Annotated in this window: 17 protein-coding genes; 8 read left to right on the top strand and 9 right to left on the bottom strand. The window is 65.1% G+C overall.

Going from position 1 to position 16,751, the window contains the following annotated elements; translation table 11 throughout:
- Positions 1 to 100: 100 nt before the first annotated feature.
- The 3 genes from LXM88_RS25190 to LXM88_RS25180 form a co-directional block, all read right to left on the bottom strand.
- A complete protein-coding gene (locus LXM88_RS25190; RefSeq protein ID WP_262545236.1) occupies positions 101 to 856 on the bottom strand; it encodes a glucose 1-dehydrogenase in 756 nt (251 codons plus the stop codon).
- A gap of 41 nt (positions 857 to 897) precedes the next feature.
- On the bottom strand, positions 898 to 1,434 hold the full coding sequence (locus LXM88_RS25185) for a VOC family protein (RefSeq protein WP_262545234.1): 537 nt from the start codon (positions 1,432 to 1,434) through the stop codon (positions 898 to 900).
- A gap of 220 nt (positions 1,435 to 1,654) precedes the next feature.
- Positions 1,655 to 2,572 (bottom strand): LysR family transcriptional regulator, encoded by a 918-nt coding sequence (locus LXM88_RS25180; protein WP_262546921.1) that lies wholly within the window; start codon positions 2,570 to 2,572, stop codon positions 1,655 to 1,657.
- A gap of 315 nt (positions 2,573 to 2,887) precedes the next feature.
- Here LXM88_RS25180 and LXM88_RS25175 point away from each other — a divergent pair, with 315 nt between their 5' ends.
- From LXM88_RS25175 to LXM88_RS25160, 4 genes are all read left to right on the top strand, one after another.
- Complete coding sequence (locus LXM88_RS25175) at positions 2,888 to 4,204, top strand: MFS transporter (RefSeq protein ID WP_262545232.1); 1,317 nt, start codon at positions 2,888 to 2,890, stop codon at positions 4,202 to 4,204.
- Between the two features lie 147 nt (positions 4,205 to 4,351).
- Complete coding sequence (locus LXM88_RS25170) at positions 4,352 to 5,176, top strand: hypothetical protein (protein ID WP_262545230.1); 825 nt, start codon at positions 4,352 to 4,354, stop codon at positions 5,174 to 5,176.
- 10 nt (positions 5,177 to 5,186) lie between these two features.
- Positions 5,187 to 5,357, top strand: coding sequence for a hypothetical protein (locus LXM88_RS25165; protein ID WP_412524168.1), 171 nt, complete (start codon positions 5,187 to 5,189; stop codon positions 5,355 to 5,357).
- A gap of 175 nt (positions 5,358 to 5,532) precedes the next feature.
- Positions 5,533 to 6,144 (top strand): cysteine hydrolase family protein, encoded by a 612-nt coding sequence (locus tag LXM88_RS25160; RefSeq protein WP_262545228.1) that lies wholly within the window; start codon positions 5,533 to 5,535, stop codon positions 6,142 to 6,144.
- Between the two features lie 19 nt (positions 6,145 to 6,163).
- Here LXM88_RS25160 and LXM88_RS25155 read toward each other — a convergent pair whose 3' ends face one another.
- The 3 genes from LXM88_RS25155 to LXM88_RS25145 all read right to left on the bottom strand — a co-directional run bounded on the left by LXM88_RS25155 (position 6,164) and on the right by LXM88_RS25145 (position 9,735).
- Entirely contained in the window at positions 6,164 to 7,789 is a 1,626-nt protein-coding gene (locus LXM88_RS25155; RefSeq protein ID WP_262545226.1) for an amidohydrolase, read from the bottom strand.
- A 420-nt stretch (positions 7,790 to 8,209) separates the two neighbouring features.
- Positions 8,210 to 9,025: a helix-turn-helix transcriptional regulator gene (locus tag LXM88_RS25150; protein ID WP_262545224.1), complete on the bottom strand. Its 816-nt coding sequence runs from the start codon at positions 9,023 to 9,025 to the stop codon at positions 8,210 to 8,212.
- Positions 9,026 to 9,258: 233 nt separating this feature from the next.
- A complete protein-coding gene (locus LXM88_RS25145) occupies positions 9,259 to 9,735 on the bottom strand; it encodes a nuclear transport factor 2 family protein (protein ID WP_262545222.1) in 477 nt (158 codons plus the stop codon).
- Between the two features lie 335 nt (positions 9,736 to 10,070).
- Between LXM88_RS25145 and LXM88_RS25140 the strand changes: the two genes are divergently transcribed.
- Positions 10,071 to 10,457, top strand: coding sequence for a winged helix-turn-helix transcriptional regulator (locus tag LXM88_RS25140; protein ID WP_262545220.1), 387 nt, complete (start codon positions 10,071 to 10,073; stop codon positions 10,455 to 10,457).
- Positions 10,458 to 10,955: 498 nt separating this feature from the next.
- Here LXM88_RS25140 and LXM88_RS25135 read toward each other — a convergent pair whose 3' ends face one another.
- On the bottom strand, positions 10,956 to 11,327 hold the full coding sequence (locus tag LXM88_RS25135; RefSeq protein WP_262545219.1) for a hypothetical protein: 372 nt from the start codon (positions 11,325 to 11,327) through the stop codon (positions 10,956 to 10,958).
- A gap of 608 nt (positions 11,328 to 11,935) precedes the next feature.
- Here LXM88_RS25135 and LXM88_RS25130 point away from each other — a divergent pair.
- Positions 11,936 to 13,054: a porin gene (locus LXM88_RS25130; RefSeq protein WP_262545217.1), complete on the top strand. Its 1,119-nt coding sequence runs from the start codon at positions 11,936 to 11,938 to the stop codon at positions 13,052 to 13,054.
- A 177-nt stretch (positions 13,055 to 13,231) separates the two neighbouring features.
- Here LXM88_RS25130 and LXM88_RS25125 read toward each other — a convergent pair whose 3' ends face one another.
- Positions 13,232 to 13,630 (bottom strand): GreA/GreB family elongation factor, encoded by a 399-nt coding sequence (locus LXM88_RS25125; RefSeq protein ID WP_262545215.1) that lies wholly within the window; start codon positions 13,628 to 13,630, stop codon positions 13,232 to 13,234.
- Between the two features lie 512 nt (positions 13,631 to 14,142).
- Between LXM88_RS25125 and LXM88_RS25120 the strand changes: the two genes are divergently transcribed.
- A complete protein-coding gene (locus LXM88_RS25120) occupies positions 14,143 to 14,472 on the top strand; it encodes a DUF4148 domain-containing protein (RefSeq protein WP_262545213.1) in 330 nt (109 codons plus the stop codon).
- A 157-nt stretch (positions 14,473 to 14,629) separates the two neighbouring features.
- On the opposite strand, the gene LXM88_RS25115 is transcribed toward LXM88_RS25120, so the two are convergent.
- Complete coding sequence (locus LXM88_RS25115; RefSeq protein ID WP_069748607.1) at positions 14,630 to 15,091, bottom strand: CBS domain-containing protein; 462 nt, start codon at positions 15,089 to 15,091, stop codon at positions 14,630 to 14,632.
- Positions 15,092 to 15,490: 399 nt separating this feature from the next.
- Between LXM88_RS25115 and LXM88_RS25110 the strand changes: the two genes are divergently transcribed.
- Positions 15,491 to 16,633 carry a tyrosine-type recombinase/integrase gene (locus LXM88_RS25110; protein WP_262545209.1) on the top strand — a complete coding sequence of 381 codons (1,143 nt, stop codon included), beginning with the start codon at positions 15,491 to 15,493 and terminating at the stop codon, positions 16,631 to 16,633.
- Positions 16,634 to 16,751: the final 118 nt, after the last annotated feature.

Genomic DNA, 16,751 nt, shown 5'->3' with positions numbered 1-16,751 from the left:
AGGCGCGTTGCGCGTGGCCTCGGAACGACAACACCGCCGAGCGGGCATGGCCGCCGGCGGCGTTGTCGTTTCCGTTTTCGTTTCCGGCAGGAGCGGGGTGTCAGTGGAACGTGCTGCCCGCGAGCATCCCGCCGTCGACGATGAATTCCGACCCCGTGCAATACGCGGACTCGTCGGACGCGAGGAACAGCACGAGGCTGGCCACTTCGTCGGGCTTGCCGATGCGCGCGATCGGCAGGCCGCTGTAGATCGACGACGGATCGAAGTCCGCGAACTCGGGCGGGCGTGCCATCACCGTATCGATGCCGCCCGGATGCACCGAGTTCACGCGAATGCCGTGGCGGCCGAATTCGAGCGCGGCGGCCTTCGTCATCCCGCGTACCGCGAACTTGCTCGACACGTACGCGCTGCCGCCCGCGACGCCTTCCATCCCGGCCGTCGACGACACGTTCACGATCGAGCCGCCGCCCGCGTCCTTCAGCGCGGCAAGTGCCGACTTCATGCCGAGCCAGCAACCGACCTGGTTCACTTCGATCACCTTGCGATAGTCGTCGAGCGAACACGCTTCGATCGGCACGAGCTTCAGGATCGCCGCGTTGTTCACGAGGATGTCCAGCCGGCCGAACTGCGCGAGCGTCGCTTGAACGGCCGCCTGCCAGTCGCCTTCGTTCGTCACGTCGAGATGCTGGAATCGCGCGGCGTCGCCGAGTTCGGCCGCGACGCGCTGGCCGGCATCGTCCAGCACGTCGGCGATCACCACGCGTGCGCCTTCGGCGACGAACCGGCGCGCTTCCGCTTCGCCCTGGCCGCGCGCACCGCCCGTGATCAGCGCCACCTTGCCTTCGAGTCGTTTCATGCTGCTTGCTCCTGTGAGTGAGAGGGGACGCGCGGAGCCGCTCATGCGGAGACGGTCGCCGCGTCGATGATGCGAACCGGATCGGTGCCGTCCCAGGCGCGCGCTGCGGCGATGCCGTGCGCGATCATGTCGCGCATGCCGGCACCTTCGATCACTTCGACGCGCACGCCGGGATCGTCGGGGTCGTCGAGATATGCGACGCGCGTTGCCGGGTTGCGCGCGTCGAACGCGACGCGCAGGCCGCGCGCCGTCAGCCGCGCCACCGCGGCTTCGAGATCGTCGACGACCCACGCGACGTGATGCAGGCCGACGAGCGGTTGCCCGTGCGCATCGCGGTACGGCGACGGTGCGTCGTTCGTCACGTGGATCAGTTCGATCTGCAGGTCGCCGCGATACGCGAGCCCGACGTCCATCGTGACCGTCACCGGCTCGCCGCGATGGCGGCCGTCGAGGCGGACGTTGCGGAACACGGTCCACGGGCCGACCTCGTGGCGTGCACGCCAGCGCGCGATGCTGCGATCGAGGTCGGCGACCACGTAGCCGATCTGGTCGATGGGGCCGAGGACTGGGTCGTTCATGTCGTCTCCGTGGCGGGCGCACGCGTGCGTGCCGCGCGTTGAATGACGGCCATGATCGCAACAATGCGCGCGCTTCGTGCCGTCCGAACGGACTAGCACGCGTCATCTGCATCGCGGGAATCGCGGATTTCACTGCCGCGTTACGCGGCGCCGGGACGATGCGGATCCGTGAGGCGGAAGGGGAATGGGGGAAGGCGAGCGCTGCGGAGCGATCCGCGCATTACCGTGCGTTCGGTCTCTTGACCGTCAGCCGGCACACGGTCGCGAGCGCGAGCAGGTTCGGATCGCGTTCGCGCCGGTGCAGGAAGCTCAGGCCGATCGTCTGGCGGATCGTGGGGCCGGCGAGCGGCACGAGCGCGATCTTGTGCGCGAACAGGTCGCGCACGCGGCCGGGCAGCAGCGAGCAGCCGACGCCGCCCGACACGAGGTTGATCAGCGAGAAGATGTCGCCCACCCGCATCACGACATTCGGCGTGACGCCGGCCGCACGGAACGCCTCCGTGAAGCCGTGATGTGTCGCGAAGCCTGCGCCGAGCGACACGAACGGCGCATCGCGACATGCGCCGAGATCGATCGCATCGCGTTGCGCATACGGCGAATCGATCGGCGCGGCGAAGAACATCTCGTCCTCGAACAGCGCGATCGACTCGATCTCGGCGTCCGGTTCGGGCAGTGCCATCAGCGTCGCGTCGATCGCGCCCTGCCGGAGCTTGTCGAGCAGGTCGGCATTCGAGCCGAGCACGAGTTCGGCCTGCAGCTCGGGGCGGCGCGTCTTCAGCGCGATCACGACTTCGGGAACGGTGCGGATCGTCAACGAATAGAGCGAGCCGATCTTCAACTGGCCGGCGCCGTAGCCGGCCGCCTCGCGCGTCGCGCGGATCCCGTCCGTCATCGTCTTCAGCACTTCGCCCGCGACTTCGGCGAGCACTTGCGCGGCGTCGGTCGGAATCAGGTTGCGCCCCTCGTGACGAAACAGCGCGCAGTGCATCCCTTCCTCGAGCGTATGCAGTGCCCGATGCACGCTGACCGTACTGACGCCCAGCGCCTCGGCCGCTTTTGCGAGGCTGCCGGCTTCCATGAACGCGAGGAGCACCTCGAGCTTGCGGAACGTGATCTCTTCGTTGATGCGGTTGCGCATGATGCGGGCGACGAGAAGGGCGGCCAACGATTCTGCCGCAGAACCCGGGCCGCAACAATGCGCGAAACACCGGGTTTGTCGCGCGGCGGGGCGGGTTCGGGAAACATTTAATCTCAGGCTAATCATCTACCGCCGGCATTAATTGATGCGTGTTTCCGGCGTCCCTATGATCGTTTCACGCCGGTCGTGCGCGCGGGCGACAGGTTTCGTCGTTCCGCCGCGAACCGTCGACGATGCGAACGGCCGATTCGCCGGTGCCTGCCACGGAAGGCGGCACGCATGCGGCGCGGCACCATGGGACTGCAGGAGACAAGCATGCGCGACTCACGTCGGAACTCGCGACATCGGCAGGTGGTTGCCGCTGTCGTCGGCAATACCCTCGAGTGGTACGACTTCATCGTTTACGGGTTCTTCTCCGGCATCATCGCGCGGCTGTTCTTCCCCGCCGAGAGCCAGTACGCGTCGCTGCTGATGTCGCTTGCGACGTTCGGTGTCGGTTTCTTCATGCGCCCGGTGGGCGGCATCATGCTCGGGCTCTATGCGGATCGCAAGGGGCGCAAGGCCGCGATGCAGCTCATCATCTTCCTGATGACACTGTCGATCGCGCTGATCACGTTCGCGCCTTCGTACGCGACGATCGGCCCGGCGGCGCCGATCCTGATCGTCGTCGCGCGGCTGCTGCAGGGGTTCGCGACGGGCGGCGAATATGCAAGCGCCACCGCGTTCCTGGTCGAGAGCGCGCCCGCGAACCGGCGCGGCCTGTACGGGTCGTGGCAACTGATCGGCCAGTGCCTCGCGGTGTTCTCGGGCGCCGCGATGGGCGCGTGGGCGACGCAGTCGCTGTCGGATGCGGCGTTGCACAGCTGGGGCTGGCGCGTGCCGTTCGCGCTCGGGCTGCTGATCGGGCCGGTCGGGCTGTGGATCCGCCGACACATGGAGGAGACGGAGGCGTTCCTCGACGCGAGCAAGTCGAGCGTCGAGCCGCCGGCGAGCGTGTCGCGCGTGCTGCGCGACAACCTGCGCGGCGTGCTGGTGTCGATGGGGCAGACGATCACCGGCACGGCCGTGTTCTACGTGATGCTCGTCAACATGCCGACGTTCGTGCACAAGACCTTCGGGCTGCCGCTCGACCAGGTATTCAAGGTGCAGATGGTGGCCGTCGCGCTGCTGACGGTGACGATTCCGGTCGCCGCGATCGTGTCCGACCGCATCGGCCGGCGGCCCGTGCTGATCGCCGGCATGCTGGCGCTGCTGACGGTCACGTATCCGCTGTTCTCGTGGCTGGCCGCGGCGCCGGGCATCGGGCGCCTGCTCGTGATGCAGCTCGCGATCTGCACGATCATCGGCATCTGCTACGGCCCCGCGCCGACCGCGCTCGCCGAACAGTTCGCGACGCGCTCGCGTTCGACCGGCATCGCGCTCGCGTACAACGTCGCGGTGATGATCTTCGGCGGCTTCGCGCCGTTCATCGTCACGTGGCTGACACACGCGAGCGGGTCGCCGGTCGCGCCCGCGTGGTACGTGCTGTTCGCGGCGTCGTTCGGGCTGCTCGCGAGCGTGTTCATGCACGACAGCGCGCCGTGCGTGATCGCGCGCCGGCAGTTCCAGGGCGAGCCGCTGAGCGCCAGGTAGCAACGGGCGGCGGCTGCCGCTCGATTCCGGCGGGCAGGCAAGCGCTACCCGATCCGGATGCCGCGGTCGAGCCCATCGACGCGTTCGTCCCCGCGCCATCGCAGGCCGCTATGATGGTGGCTCGCAAGGTCAGCGTGGGGATGGCGAATGTTTTCAAGATTGAAGAAACTGCTCGATGGCGGTACGGCACGCGCGGCCGTTTTGCCGCAATCCGACCGACGGGCCGCGTGGTCGGGCGAAGCGCCGGTGCAGCCGCGTCACGTGCTGTGTTTTCTCGGCAGGAATCGCGAACTGCGGCACCTGCGCGATGCGGCGAACGCGGCGATTGCGGAATTCGCGACGGGGTTCGGCATCGACGAAGCGTATTCCGCCGCCGAGCCCGACGAGCGGATGAGCCGTTCGTTCGAGGTCTGCCGCGACCGCGTCGCAGCGGATGCCTGGACGCCGCAAGACGACGAAGCCGTCGGCACGCACCAGTCGGTGCTGTATGTGCTCGGCCCGCGCATGACGCGGGAGAGTGCCGTGCGTGCGTCGATCGGCGCGCTGTTCCTGGTCGATCGGCTGATCGACGCCGGCGCGGTGGCGATCAAGGGCGAGAGCGCGGGCGTCGCTCATGGGCTGCACCGCTGGCGGGAGCTGATCCGGATGGGCGCGGTCGCGACCGACGCCGACGATGCGCTTGCGCAGAACCGGGTGTGCCGGCTGGCGTTCGCGTTGCGGCCGCTGGCGTCGGACGGTTACTTCGAAAGCGTGGGTTTTCATCTGGCCGGTCTGCCGGACGTGCAGGTGCCGCGCTTGCGCGGAAGCGATCGCGACGCGGTTGTCGTCATCGACGGCGTTGCCGACGAAATCGTGCGGCGCGGGATCGACGCGACGTTGCAGGCGCACGATGCATCGCTGATCGACGACGGATCTCACGACGAAGACGACTTCAAGTTCAATCCTTACGGGATCGTCCGGCTGTCGACGTGAAGGTCGATGCGTGCCCCCGGGTCTGATCGGACCCGGGCCGGGCGCGCTGACGAACCTGCTGCCCGTGGCGGGCGAGATCGGCCTGCTGCTGGTCGGCGGCGCGGGCTTCCTGCTCGGCTTCGCGATGATGGTCGCGCACGGGCGCGTGCGGCCGGGCGCGCGAACCGCCGCGCTGTCGTAGGCGGTCGCGCAGGTTGGCCCGATCCTGTCGGACGTTGTCCCGCGGGCCGCTGTCGCGCAAGGCCGCGCGACCCGACACTGGCGTCTCGCGACCGGGGAGCCCCCTGGCCGCGCCCGGCGGCGCCGGCAGGCCCGGCGCGCCGTTCCGTTCAATGTGCCAACCGAGAGAGCGATCCATGCAACATCCGACCATCCGTACCCTGGCCGGCGCGACGGCGCCGACGTCGATCGTCGCCGCCCGCACCGCGCTGCTGGTGATCGATTTCCAGAATGAATACTTCAGCGGCCGCCTGCCGATTCCGGAAGGGCCGCGCGCGCTGGGCAACGCGCAGCGCGTGATCGCGTTCGCGGATCGGGCGGGCATTCCGGTGTTTCATGTCCAGCACGTCGATACGGCAGACAGCCCGATCTTCGCCGACGGCAGCGACGGCTTCCGCTTTCACGCGGACCTGCAGCCGGCGCCGCATCACACGGTCGTGAAGAAGACGTCGGTGAGCGTGTTCCCGACCACCGACATCGATGTGCGCCTGAAAGCGGCCGGCATCGACACGCTGATCGTCACGGGCCTGATGACGCATGCCTGTGTTGCCGGCGCGGCCCGCGATGCGGTGCCGCTCGGCTATGCGGTGATCGTCGTCGACGATGCATGCGCGACGCGCGATCTCGACGTCGCGGACGGCGGCACGGTGCCGCACCGCGACCTCCATCGCGCGACGCTGGCCGCGCTGTCGGACACGTTCGGCGACGTGCTGACGACCGGGCAGGTGCTGGCGCTCGACGTCGCCTGACGGCCGCCCGGTTCGTGCTTCAGTCGGCCCAGCCCGGTGCGGCGTATACGACTTCGCCGCGGAAGCACGTCTCGATCACGCGGGTTTGCGCGAACGTCTCGACCGGGTGCGCGAACGGATTGCGGTCGAGGATCGCGAAGCTTGCGTCCTTGTCGGCTTCGAGCGAGCCCGTGCAGTCGTCGAAACGCAGCGCGTACGCGGTGTTCACCGTATAGGCCTCGAGCATCGTCAGCAGGTCGAGGCATTCGTGCGGATTCCACGGCGGGCTGTCGGGCTGGTCGATCAGCAGGTGCGTGACACCCGTCTGGATGATCTGCATCGGGTCCATCGTGCTGACCGACCAGTCGGAGCCGGCCGCGAGCATCACGCCTGCGTTGCGCATGCTGCGGAACGGGTAATTGCGCGCGGCGCGCTCGTCGCCGAGCAGGTCGCGGTAGAGCTGTTGCTGCTCCTCGCGTGCGGCCGTCCACAGCGTCTGCACGCTCGCGATCGCGCCGAGCCGGTTGAAACGGCTCATGTCGGCCGGATCGACGAGCTGCAGGTGCGCGAGCTGCGCGCGCCGGTCGCGCATCCCGTTGCGGCGCTGCATGTGTTCGAGCGCGTCGAGCGTCATGCGCACCGCGCGGTCGGCGAGCGTATGGAAGTGCAGGTCGAAGCCGGCCGTATCGGCGAGCAGGCAGATCTCGTTCAGCGCGTCCTGGCTCCACAGTGCGAGGCCGCAGTCGTCGGTGCCGGCGTACGGCTCGAGCAGCGCGGCGGTCTTCGATTCGGGCACGCCGTCGACGAAGATCTTCACCGTATGCAGGCGCAGGTTGTCGCGCTCGTACTCGCGACGCCATCCGACGAAGCGTTCGACCTGCTCGCGCGGATCGCGGCGCGGGTTCGCATAGAGGCCAGCGCTCACGTAGGCCTTCAGCTTGCCGGCGCGCTGCGCGTCGGCATACGCCTTGAGCTCGGCTTCCTCGACGCGCGCGTCGAACCAGCCCGTGATGCCGAAACCGTGCGCCATCGCGTGCGCTTTCGCGAGCGACTTCGGGTAGCCGGCCGGACTCAGCTGCGGAATGATCGGGCAGATGCGGTAGAACGCCGCTTCGTGCACGACGCCGTTCGGCGCACCCGACGCATCGCGCTCGTACACGCCGCCCGTCGGATCGGGCGTGTCGGCCTTGATGCCGGCCGCCTCGAGCCCCTTCGTGTTGAGGCAGCCGCTGTGCACGTCGAAGCCGACCACGAGCAGCGGCCGGTCGGGCACGATCCGGTCGAGCAGCTCGCGGGTCGGATACGCGCCGAACGCGGCGAGGTTGGCGCCGCCGAGGTAGACCCACGGTTCGTCCGGCGTCGCATCGGCGCACGCGCGGATGCGCTGCACGATCGCGTCGGGATCGTCGATGCCGGACAGGTCGAAGTCGCCGAGGATCTGGTGGCCTTCGAGCGGGTGCACGTGACCGTCGATGAGGCCCGGCAGCATCAGCCTGCCGGCCAGATCGACCATGCGCGTCGCGGGGCCGGCCAGCGGGCGGATGTCGTCGTCGCAGCCGACGGCGACGATCTTGCCGTCCTTCGTGGCGAGCGCCTGGGCAAAGCGGCGCTGCGCGTCGCCCGTGTAAAGCAGGCCGTTCAGATAGACGGTATCGGCGTGTTGCATGTGTCTCCTCCGGATAGGGGGCATGTCGACGGGCGCACGTGTCCGGCGGGCGGGCCGTCTGGCTCGTCCGGTCGCGTGAACCCGGTCGGGTTGGAATGGGGGTGGGGCGTTATGTGCCGGCGCTGCGTGGCACGGGCGGCGACGCGTTGCGGCGAAGGCCGGGGGCCGCCGGCGGCGCGTCATGCCGATTTTGCCGCTCGGTTCGTATCGGCAACGCGATGGGCGACGCACTCGCGGCCGTGCGGGCCGGCGTCCATCCGGTATTCGGCATGTCGTGTCTCCGTGGCATCCGACGTGTTCCTGTCGTCGGGTGAGTCAGATACTAGGAGCGGGAGAGCCGGCTGTCTGTCATCGTTTTGAGGACAACGCGCGACAAAGGCGGTGGGTGCGGGAGCTGTTGCGGTGATGCGGTGGCGTCATCTAGCGACCGTGGTCATCCGGTGTTTCGTCTTCGGTCACGCACCACGCGAACAGCCCGGCCCGGTTCGCGACGCCGAGCTTCGCGAGCGCGCGCCCGAGATAGGTGCGCACGCTGCTCGGCTTGAGCGCGAGCGTGTCGGCGATTTGCGGGACGGGCTGGCCTTGCAGCACGGCGCGGCACACGAGCCGTTCGCGTTGCGACAGCGCCGCGCCGCTGGCCGACAGCCGCTGCTCGAAGCGCTGCAGCAGCGCGCCGTCGTCCGAACGTGGCGTCAGGCGCGCGAGCCGCGCATGCTGGATCAAGAGCGGCAGCACGAAATCGCCGAGCTGCCGCAACAGCGCCAGTTCGGCCAGCGTGTAGGACGGCTGGCCGCGCCGGCGGAACAGCGAGAACGCATAGACATAGTCGCGCTCGCTGCCGAGCAGCGTGCAGTCCTCGCCGAGTTCGCCGAGCGCGAATTGGCGGCCGTATTCGGTCGCGGTGTCGATTTCCTCGTTGCACGAGAACACGAGCTGCGAATCGGTGACGCGCTCGATATGCGGGAGCAGTGTGTCGGTGCGCCAGTCGCCCTGTGTATACAGATCGAGTGCATGGCGCGTGCCGTCGGGATCGTCGCCGCCGGCGAAGAACAGCACGTCGACACTGTCGACCGATCGCGACGGCGCATCGCGGCGGTAACGCGTCGCGACGCTGTAATGGGACTGCGGGTCGACGGTTTCGCGCAGCCACGCCCAAAGCCGGGCGGGAAACTGCGGGCTGCCGAGGCTGGCAACCAGGGCGCCGGCGTTGCTCAGGGAAATATGGGCGGGGCTCATCGTTGACACCGTCTTCGCGAACGACCGCCCGCGCCGGCCGTGCTTCGCGTGCGGCGGCGCGCCTGCGGGGCGGCGGCTTGCGGTGCGGTCCTGCGAGCCGACGGCCGTCATGGCGGCGAAGCTCGATTGTAGGGGACTTTACCGGCACGGGGCAGCCGCGCGTGCCGGCCGGGCGGGTGGCCGTCCATCGACGGGCCGCGCGCATCGTTGCGCGCCGCAGGCCGGCCCGCGCGTCAGAACATCGTGTTCTGGTTCGCGGCCGTTTCGGGCACCGGCTGGATCACGTCCCAGTGTTCGACGATCTTGCCGTCCTTCACGCGGAAGATGTCGACGACCGCTTCGCCGCGATCGCCCGGACGCTCGGTCGCATGCACGTGCAGATAGACGAGATCGCCGTCGGTCGCGCTGCGGACGATGCGCGCCCGCGATGCCGGGTTCTTCTGGAATGCGCCGACGAAGTACGACACGAACGGCTTCTTGCCGTCCGGCACGTGCGGGTTGTGCTGCTTGTAGTCGTCCGCGACGACGGCGGCGGCTTCGACCGCTTCGTGCTTGTTGAAGAAGCGGTCGTAGAACGTCAGCACGAGCTGGCGGTTGGCTTCCTCGGCGGCGAGGTCGCGCGTGGCCGGGCCGGCGGCGAACGCGGCGGCCGATGCGGCCAGCAGGGCGAACGCGGCAACGGCGCGAACGGGGGAGCGGAGCGATGACATGGTGCGTTTTCCTTGTTTGATGGTTCGTGGGTCGGCGCGCGATGCGCGACTGCGGGTCACGCCGATCGTGACGATCGGCGGGCGATGTGGGCGTGGCCGCGAGCACGCAGGCCGTATCGACACGCAGCGTGCGTTGCGAATCCGGTGCCGTCACGGCGGGTGACGTTGCGACGACGGGCTGCGTCGTCATGCTTCGTTGAACTGGTCAATGCGTACGTGCGGCTGCCGGGTCGATCGAATGGTACAGTTGCCGCGAACCCGTCACAAGAAGTCACCGCGGTGTGAACAGGTCACACCGCGGTGACCGTGTGTTGCCCGTGAAAGAGAATCCAGTCATGCCGTTCCCGTCCGCCGACGAAACCGTCGAACTCGATCAGCCGTGCCCGATCCGCGATGTGCTCGACCGCATCGGCGACCAGTGGAGCCTGCTTGTGCTCGAAGCGCTGTCCGGCGGGACGATGCGCTTCAACGAACTCGGCCGTGCGATCGGCGATGTGTCGAACCAGATGCTGTCGCGCACGCTCAAGCGGCTCGAGCAGGACGGTTTCGTCAGCCGCACGCTGTTCGCCGAAGTGCCGCCGCGCGTCGAATATGCGCTGACCGACCTCGGGCGTTCGTTCCTGACACCGATGCACGCGATGATCCGGTGGGCCGACGAGCATCATCGCGCGATCTGCGCCGCGCGCCGTCGGGCGCAGGAGCAGGAGGGCGGCGGGCGCTGAGCAGGGACGCATGCGCAGCTCCGTCGATTGGCGGTGAGTTGCAGATGGAGAGAGGCTCGATGCGTTGCATCGGCATCGCGTGATTTCGTTATCCGAATGAACTCGCCAGGATGGAAGGCCTGACAATGCGTTGCCGTGTTCGTCGTTAATGCGGCAATGTGCTTGCGACACGACGTCCGAATCGCGGGCCTTGTATCAGTGCGATGCGAAACATGCAGTCTTCTGTTGGGTGGCGTGCGATGCGCAAGCCAGGAGACCGGGAGGAATCCGGTTGGTGCACGATTGCACGCCGGAGATCGACGGGCTTGTCGGTTATCGACGTTGGCAGATTGAACGCACGGGCATCGGTTTGGCTGATCGGGATCGTTGCCGGGAGGGGCAACCCGCGCAGCAGTCGCGAGCGCGCCTGCCGGGCACCATGATTCCGTGGCCGGGCGGCGCGGATGCGTATACATCGCCCGGCTCCGGGCCTGCCGCTGGCCTGAGCCGGGCAACCGCCTATCGCCACGACCCGTCGACGTAGACCCACACCTGTCCCTGGCGGCGCCAGTAGCCGGGCACCCAGCGACGCCCGGGGCGCCGTGCGACCCAGCGGCCGGACACCCATATATAGCGGCCGCGCTGCCAGCGCCAGTAACCGTCCGTCCATATATAGCCATGCGGCCTTGGCGGCGGCGGGCGGCGGTCGTGCCGGGCGGCCGGCGGCGCGAAGCCCGGTCGCTCGGGATAAGGCGGCCCGCCGGGCACGCGGTGCGGGCCGGACGGCCGGTACACGGGCGGCGCGGGCTGGGCTGAGGCGGCGCGAAGCCAGCCGGTGCCGACGAAGGCGGCGGTCAATCCGATGGCGCGCAACAACGAGCGTCGATTCATGGCGTGTCCTATTCTTGAATCGGGTTCGCCTTACATTAGCCTGCCGGTCGACGGGCAGGGTTACACAGGCGGTTAAGCCTGTTACCGCATGTCACGGCTGGTGGCCGGGCCGGCCGCTGCCGCCGCACGGGGCCGTTTGGGGATGCCACGCAGCTGCGCGACGTCGCGCTGTATCCGGCCCGCCGGATGTTTATCCGCTTGCCGACCCGTTTTAGAGATCTGGAACCCGGTATTCGAGGTCGGATTGGGTAAAAATTACTGATTTATGGGGTTTGCCCAAACCCGTTTGTTGTTTCTATGCAACCGTCAAGACGATGACATGTAAGAATGGTGCGATGAAAGCCTCCAAAAAGGCATCGTCAAGAGGTCAAAAAATCTCATCAAAACAAATACTTATAACTCGGCCCCACTTTCATTATTTCTAGTTCTGGAAAAGCTTATTTCTTTATTTGCGGATCGCGCCCCTAGGGTACACCCCTAAACTCACGGTTCCCAAACGGGCAACTATCCGGGCGCGGCCAGCAGGACCGATGGCGTTCCCGGGCGGTTGAGACCGTTTATGAAACAAGGTCGCGAGACCTGCCTCTTTTTAGAAGGGAGCTCCACGAATGAACAAGACTCTGATCGTTGCAGCAGCTGCAGCATCGTTCGCTACCGTCGCTCACGCGCAAAGCAGCGTCACGCTGTACGGCGTGCTGGACGCAGGCATCACCTACCAAAGCAACGTCCAGCCGGCACTGGGCCAAGCTGGCAAGTCGCGTTGGTCGATGGGTTCGGGCATTGACCAGAGCCGTTTCGGCCTGCGTGGCTCGGAAGACCTGGGTGGCGGCCTGAAGGCAATCTTCACGTTGGAAAGCGGCTTCGGCATCGGTAACGGCAAGCTGGGCAACAACGGCGGCATGTTCAACCGTCAAGCGTTTGTCGGCCTGTCGAGCCAGTACGGCACGGTCACGCTGGGTAAGCAATACGACGCAACGCAAGACTACCTGGCGCCGCTGACGGCAACGGGCTCGTGGGGCGGCACGTACTTCGCGCACCCGCTGAACCTTGACCGTCTGAGCACGACTGGCGATGTCGCATCGAACAACACGATCAAGTTCACGAGCGCGAACTACGCTGGCCTGCAATTCGGCGGCACGTACTCGTTCTCGAACAACACGAACTTCGGCAACAACCGTGCGTACAGCGCGGGTGCTGCATACCAGTTCCAAGGTCTGAAGCTGGCTGCCGCATACTCGCAAGCGAACCTGGGTGACGGTACGAACGCAAACGGCGCGACGTCGTCGGCGATCGGTGGCCTCGCTAGCCAAGGCCGCGTCCGCACGTACGGTGCTGCTGCTGGTTACGCATTCGGCCCGGCGCAAGTCGGCGCTGCATGGACGCAAGCGCGTCTCGACAACAATGCAGTCGGTCTGAGCACGCTGCGCACCGACAACTACGAAGTCAACGCAAAGTACAACCTGACGCCGGCTCTCGGCCTGGGTGCTGCTTACACGTACACGAACGCGAAGATCAACAACGGCAGCACGCACTGGAACCAGTTCGGTCTGCAAGCTGACTACGCACTGTCGAAGCGCACGGACGTCTACGCACAAGCTGTGTACCAGCGTGCAGCGAAGAACGGCATTGGCGCATCGATCTACAACGGCGACAGCTTCAACAACAACCTGCCGAGCTCGTCGATCAACCAAACCGCAGCAACGGTTGGTCTGCGTCACCGCTTCTAAGCGTGACGGCGGGGTAACCCGCTTCGCAGCATCGAAAAAGGCGCCTTCGGGCGCCTTTTTTTTGTGTGCGAATTGCGATGACGACCATCCGGGTTGTCCGGACGCAAAAAAGCGAGGCCTGTGCCTCGCTTTTTCCGTTCTGCGCCCGTTGCGGCGCGGCGCTGGCCGGCCGGCGGCTCAGCGCGTGTACTCGCCGTTGGCTTCCGGCTGGAACACGATTGCGGCGACTTTCATCAACTTCTCGGCGCCGCTCGGTTGCATCACCTTGACCATCTGGCCGCGCTGCGTACCCAGCAGCGCCATGCCGACGGGCGAGAAGACGTTCAGGCGGCCGAGTTCGAGATTGGCGGCGTCCGGATAAACAATCGTCCAGGTGGCTTGTTCCTGGGTCGCTTCGTCGAGCAGCGTGATCTGCGAGTTCATCGTGACGACGTTCGCCTTGATGGCGTCGGGCTGGACGATGTCGGCGCGCTCGAGCAGCGTGTCGAGCATCGTCTGGAAGTGCGGGTTGTGCTCGGCGTGCTTCTCGAGGCGAGCGACGTCGAGTTCGGTCAACTGGTAAAGGCGTTGTTTCATGGCAGTTCTCCAAATGATCGGCAGGGGCAGGCGTGGCGTGCCTATGAGGATCGCCCGGAGCCTGTCTGACCTGGCTCCGGGAGGAGACCGAGCGGTCAGATCAGGCGCCGGGCAGGGGCGAGCGGCGCCTGGGCCGTGCGTCGAGCGAGGGGATGCGCCGGATGACCGGCGCGCGCGCGCACGCCGGCGGGGCCGGGCGGCGAAACCGAAAAGGGCGTGAGCGCGTACATGGTGGATGGGATATCGATTGGCGAATAAAACCTTACGATTCTACAACACAACTTTCGGCATATGTGATCCGGCTGTTGGTGTTTCGTCAGCGATTGTTGTGGGAATGAAGCAAGTGGCCGCAGCTCCATTCGGAAACAGTCGGTGATTCTTTCCAAAATCACAACGCTGTATGTTCAAACTAAGGGTTTCCCCTCGGATGGACGAGAACTACACTGGACTCAATCGCTTCAGACAGTCCTGCCGAGGCGACGTCAAAACAGGACATATTCCGGAGGTAAATCATGAAGTCGATCATCTACGCAGCCATTGCCGCATCCGTCCTTGCCGCTCCGATCGCATCGTTTGCGCAGTCCGACCAAGGGCTGACCCGCGACCAGGTCAAGGCCGAACTCGTGCAACTCGAACAGAACGGCTACAAGCCGCTGGCGAGCGATTCGCAATATCCGAGCAATATCCAGGCGGCCGAACAACGGATCCAGCCGAACCAGCCGATGCTCGCGCAGGCCGATACCAGCGGCTACGGTGCGGTGGCAACGGGTGCCGGACAAGCGGGCCGACGCATGACGCGGGAAGCAGCGAATCCCGTGAACTCGGTCTACTTCGGCAACTGACCGAACGTCCCCGGTCTGCCCGAGCGCACCACTTAATCGACGAGACGCACGCCATGTGCGCGCGTCGTTCGCCCGCAGGAGCAGAACCTCCGTCGCCGCATTCCGGCGGCTTTCAGCCCAGACGCTTACGCGTTTGGGCCTTTTTTGCTGGAGCGGGTCAGACGGACGTGACCGCAGGCGTGCCGTGGATATAGTGTTCGAGCTGGCTGATCGTGAACTGCTGATCGGCAATCACGCTCTTCACGAGGTCGCCGATCGAGATGAGGCCGATCAGCTTGCCGCCGTCGAGGACGGGCAGGTGGCGCATCCGGTGCTCGGTCATCAGTGCCATGCACTCGTCGGTGGATTGCGACGGTTCGACGTAGCGTACCTTCGCCGTCATGATTTCCTCGACGCGCGTGGCTTTCGACGAACGGTCCTGCAGGACGACCTTGCGCGCGTAGTCGCGCTCGGTGACGATGCCCGCGATGTCGTCGCCGTCTACAACCAGCAGCGCGCCGATGCCCTTTTCCGCCATCAGCTTGATGGCGTCGTAGACGAGATCGGTCTTCCTGACGGTGTAGATGGTGCGGCCCGAATCCGGCTTGGCCTTGAGAATCTGCGCGACAGTCGTGCTCATTCGCTTTCTCCGTGTGCAGGTCGATGCAGGGCAGGCAGGGCGTGATGCGCGTCACCCGATGGGCCCAGTATAGCCGGGCAGGCGGCGGCAGTCGCGTGACGTTTCCAGATTAGCGGTAAACTCCCGTCACGCACTATCCACACAACTCCTATATTCCTGAACGTTTCGATTGAATTCATGATGTCTTCGCGTCCCCAATCGCCCACGCCGGGCAAATCGAAAGCATCCTAGGAAGATTCCCATCCCTCTTTTTGCGTTTTTAAGACCTTGATTTAACGGAGAATTTTGCAGACCTAGCCGTCTGGCGGGTCTTCGCTGAAGGTGGTCTAAAAATGTCGAACTTACGCGAAAGTTACGCGATAAGTTACACTGCGCCCATACACACATCACGGGGGCAGCATGTCCAAAGAGAGCATCAGGTCACGAACCGCACGCGCAAAGTTGCGGCATCAGAATGAACCGTTCTGGGATGCCATTCGGCGCGGTTTGCACGTCGGCTACAGAACGTCATCGGTCGGTCCGGGCACGTGGGTAGGGCGCTTGTATCACGGCAAGCGCTATCACCACGTCACCCTCGACGGACAGCCCGAATTTGACGAAGCCCGCAAGCGCGTGGAGCAATGGGCAGACGAACTAACCAAAGGCACCGCGAAGAAAGCCGACAGTCCCGATACGCCCCTTACCGTAGAGGATGGGTGTCGGAAGTACGTAGAGGATTTGGAGAGTCGTAAGGGGGCAAAGAGCGCTTACGACGCGTCGAATCGGTTCGAACGATTGGTGTACGGTAAGACGATTGGAAAGACCATGCTTGCCCTGTTGGAGTCGAAGCATATCGAGGCGTGGCGCGACGCACAAACTAAAGAGGCGGTAGGGGAGGAAGATATCCGTAAGGCTCGCGATTCAGCTAACCGCAATCTCAAGAGTCTAAAAGCCGCGCTCAATTACTCCCGTAAGAATAAGTGGGTGACCAATGATTTGGAATGGAAGGTCGTTAGCTACTTCGAAAAGGTAGATATGGGTAGGGACGGTTTTCTGACTATTGAGCAACGCAAGCGCTTACTAGATGCCATGCCGGACGATTTGCGCCTGTTCGCAACTGCGCTTATGCTGCTTGGTTGCCGACCGGGAGAATTGGCTAAGGCTCAGGTATCAGACTATAACCCGCATACTGGAACGCTAACCCTCCGCCCGAGCAAAACAAAATCCCGCACATTGTCCTTGTCAACGAAGGCGCGAGAATTGTTCGATGCGCGAGTGAAAGATCGAGACAGGAAAGCTTTTCTGTTTATGACCGACCGACACAATAAATGGACCGTCGATTCATGGCATAGTCGTTTCGTAAAAGCGCGTGAGAAGGCCGGGATGCCAGAAGCCGTTTTGTACTTCGCGCGACACAGTTTCATCAGCGAACTTCTTACGCAAGGCGTGCCCATCCACGACGTATCGAAATTTACTGGAACGTCGGCTAAGCACGTAGACAAAAATTACGGTCACTTGACGAAGGAAGGGCAGGACAGAATTAATCGTATTGAGATTCTTTAACGGATTTTTTAGATTTCACATCATATATTCACGGGTGCATTTAACAGACCTAGGCGAGCTTTACAGGGAAAGGGGGTGTATGTATGCTCCCTGTTCCTTGACCGGAATAATCCTATTT

It is taken from the genome of Burkholderia sp. S-53, assembly GCF_025560745.1.
In the GTDB taxonomy this organism is placed as follows: Bacteria; Pseudomonadota; Gammaproteobacteria; order Burkholderiales; family Burkholderiaceae; genus Burkholderia; species Burkholderia pyrrocinia.
This window is presented reverse-complemented; position numbering and strand designations above follow the sequence as displayed.

Coding starts and splice junctions, on each gene's coding strand:
- LXM88_RS25120 (WP_262545213.1), top strand. CDS start 14,143: ATGAAGTCGATCATCTACGCAGCCATTGCCGCATCCGTCCTTGCCGCT.
- LXM88_RS25160 (WP_262545228.1), top strand. CDS start 5,533: ATGCAACATCCGACCATCCGTACCCTGGCCGGCGCGACGGCGCCGACG.
- LXM88_RS25125 (WP_262545215.1), bottom strand. CDS start 13,630: ATGAAACAACGCCTTTACCAGTTGACCGAACTCGACGTCGCTCGCCTC.
- LXM88_RS25115 (WP_069748607.1), bottom strand. CDS start 15,091: ATGAGCACGACTGTCGCGCAGATTCTCAAGGCCAAGCCGGATTCGGGC.
- LXM88_RS25155 (WP_262545226.1), bottom strand. CDS start 7,789: ATGCAACACGCCGATACCGTCTATCTGAACGGCCTGCTTTACACGGGC.
- LXM88_RS25110 (WP_262545209.1), top strand. CDS start 15,491: ATGTCCAAAGAGAGCATCAGGTCACGAACCGCACGCGCAAAGTTGCGG.
- LXM88_RS25170 (WP_262545230.1), top strand. CDS start 4,352: ATGTTTTCAAGATTGAAGAAACTGCTCGATGGCGGTACGGCACGCGCG.
- LXM88_RS25175 (WP_262545232.1), top strand. CDS start 2,888: ATGCGCGACTCACGTCGGAACTCGCGACATCGGCAGGTGGTTGCCGCT.
- LXM88_RS25185 (WP_262545234.1), bottom strand. CDS start 1,434: ATGAACGACCCAGTCCTCGGCCCCATCGACCAGATCGGCTACGTGGTC.
- LXM88_RS25150 (WP_262545224.1), bottom strand. CDS start 9,025: ATGAGCCCCGCCCATATTTCCCTGAGCAACGCCGGCGCCCTGGTTGCC.
- LXM88_RS25135 (WP_262545219.1), bottom strand. CDS start 11,327: ATGAATCGACGCTCGTTGTTGCGCGCCATCGGATTGACCGCCGCCTTC.
- LXM88_RS25190 (WP_262545236.1), bottom strand. CDS start 856: ATGAAACGACTCGAAGGCAAGGTGGCGCTGATCACGGGCGGTGCGCGC.
- LXM88_RS25180 (WP_262546921.1), bottom strand. CDS start 2,572: ATGCGCAACCGCATCAACGAAGAGATCACGTTCCGCAAGCTCGAGGTG.
- LXM88_RS25145 (WP_262545222.1), bottom strand. CDS start 9,735: ATGTCATCGCTCCGCTCCCCCGTTCGCGCCGTTGCCGCGTTCGCCCTG.
- LXM88_RS25140 (WP_262545220.1), top strand. CDS start 10,071: ATGCCGTTCCCGTCCGCCGACGAAACCGTCGAACTCGATCAGCCGTGC.
- LXM88_RS25130 (WP_262545217.1), top strand. CDS start 11,936: ATGAACAAGACTCTGATCGTTGCAGCAGCTGCAGCATCGTTCGCTACC.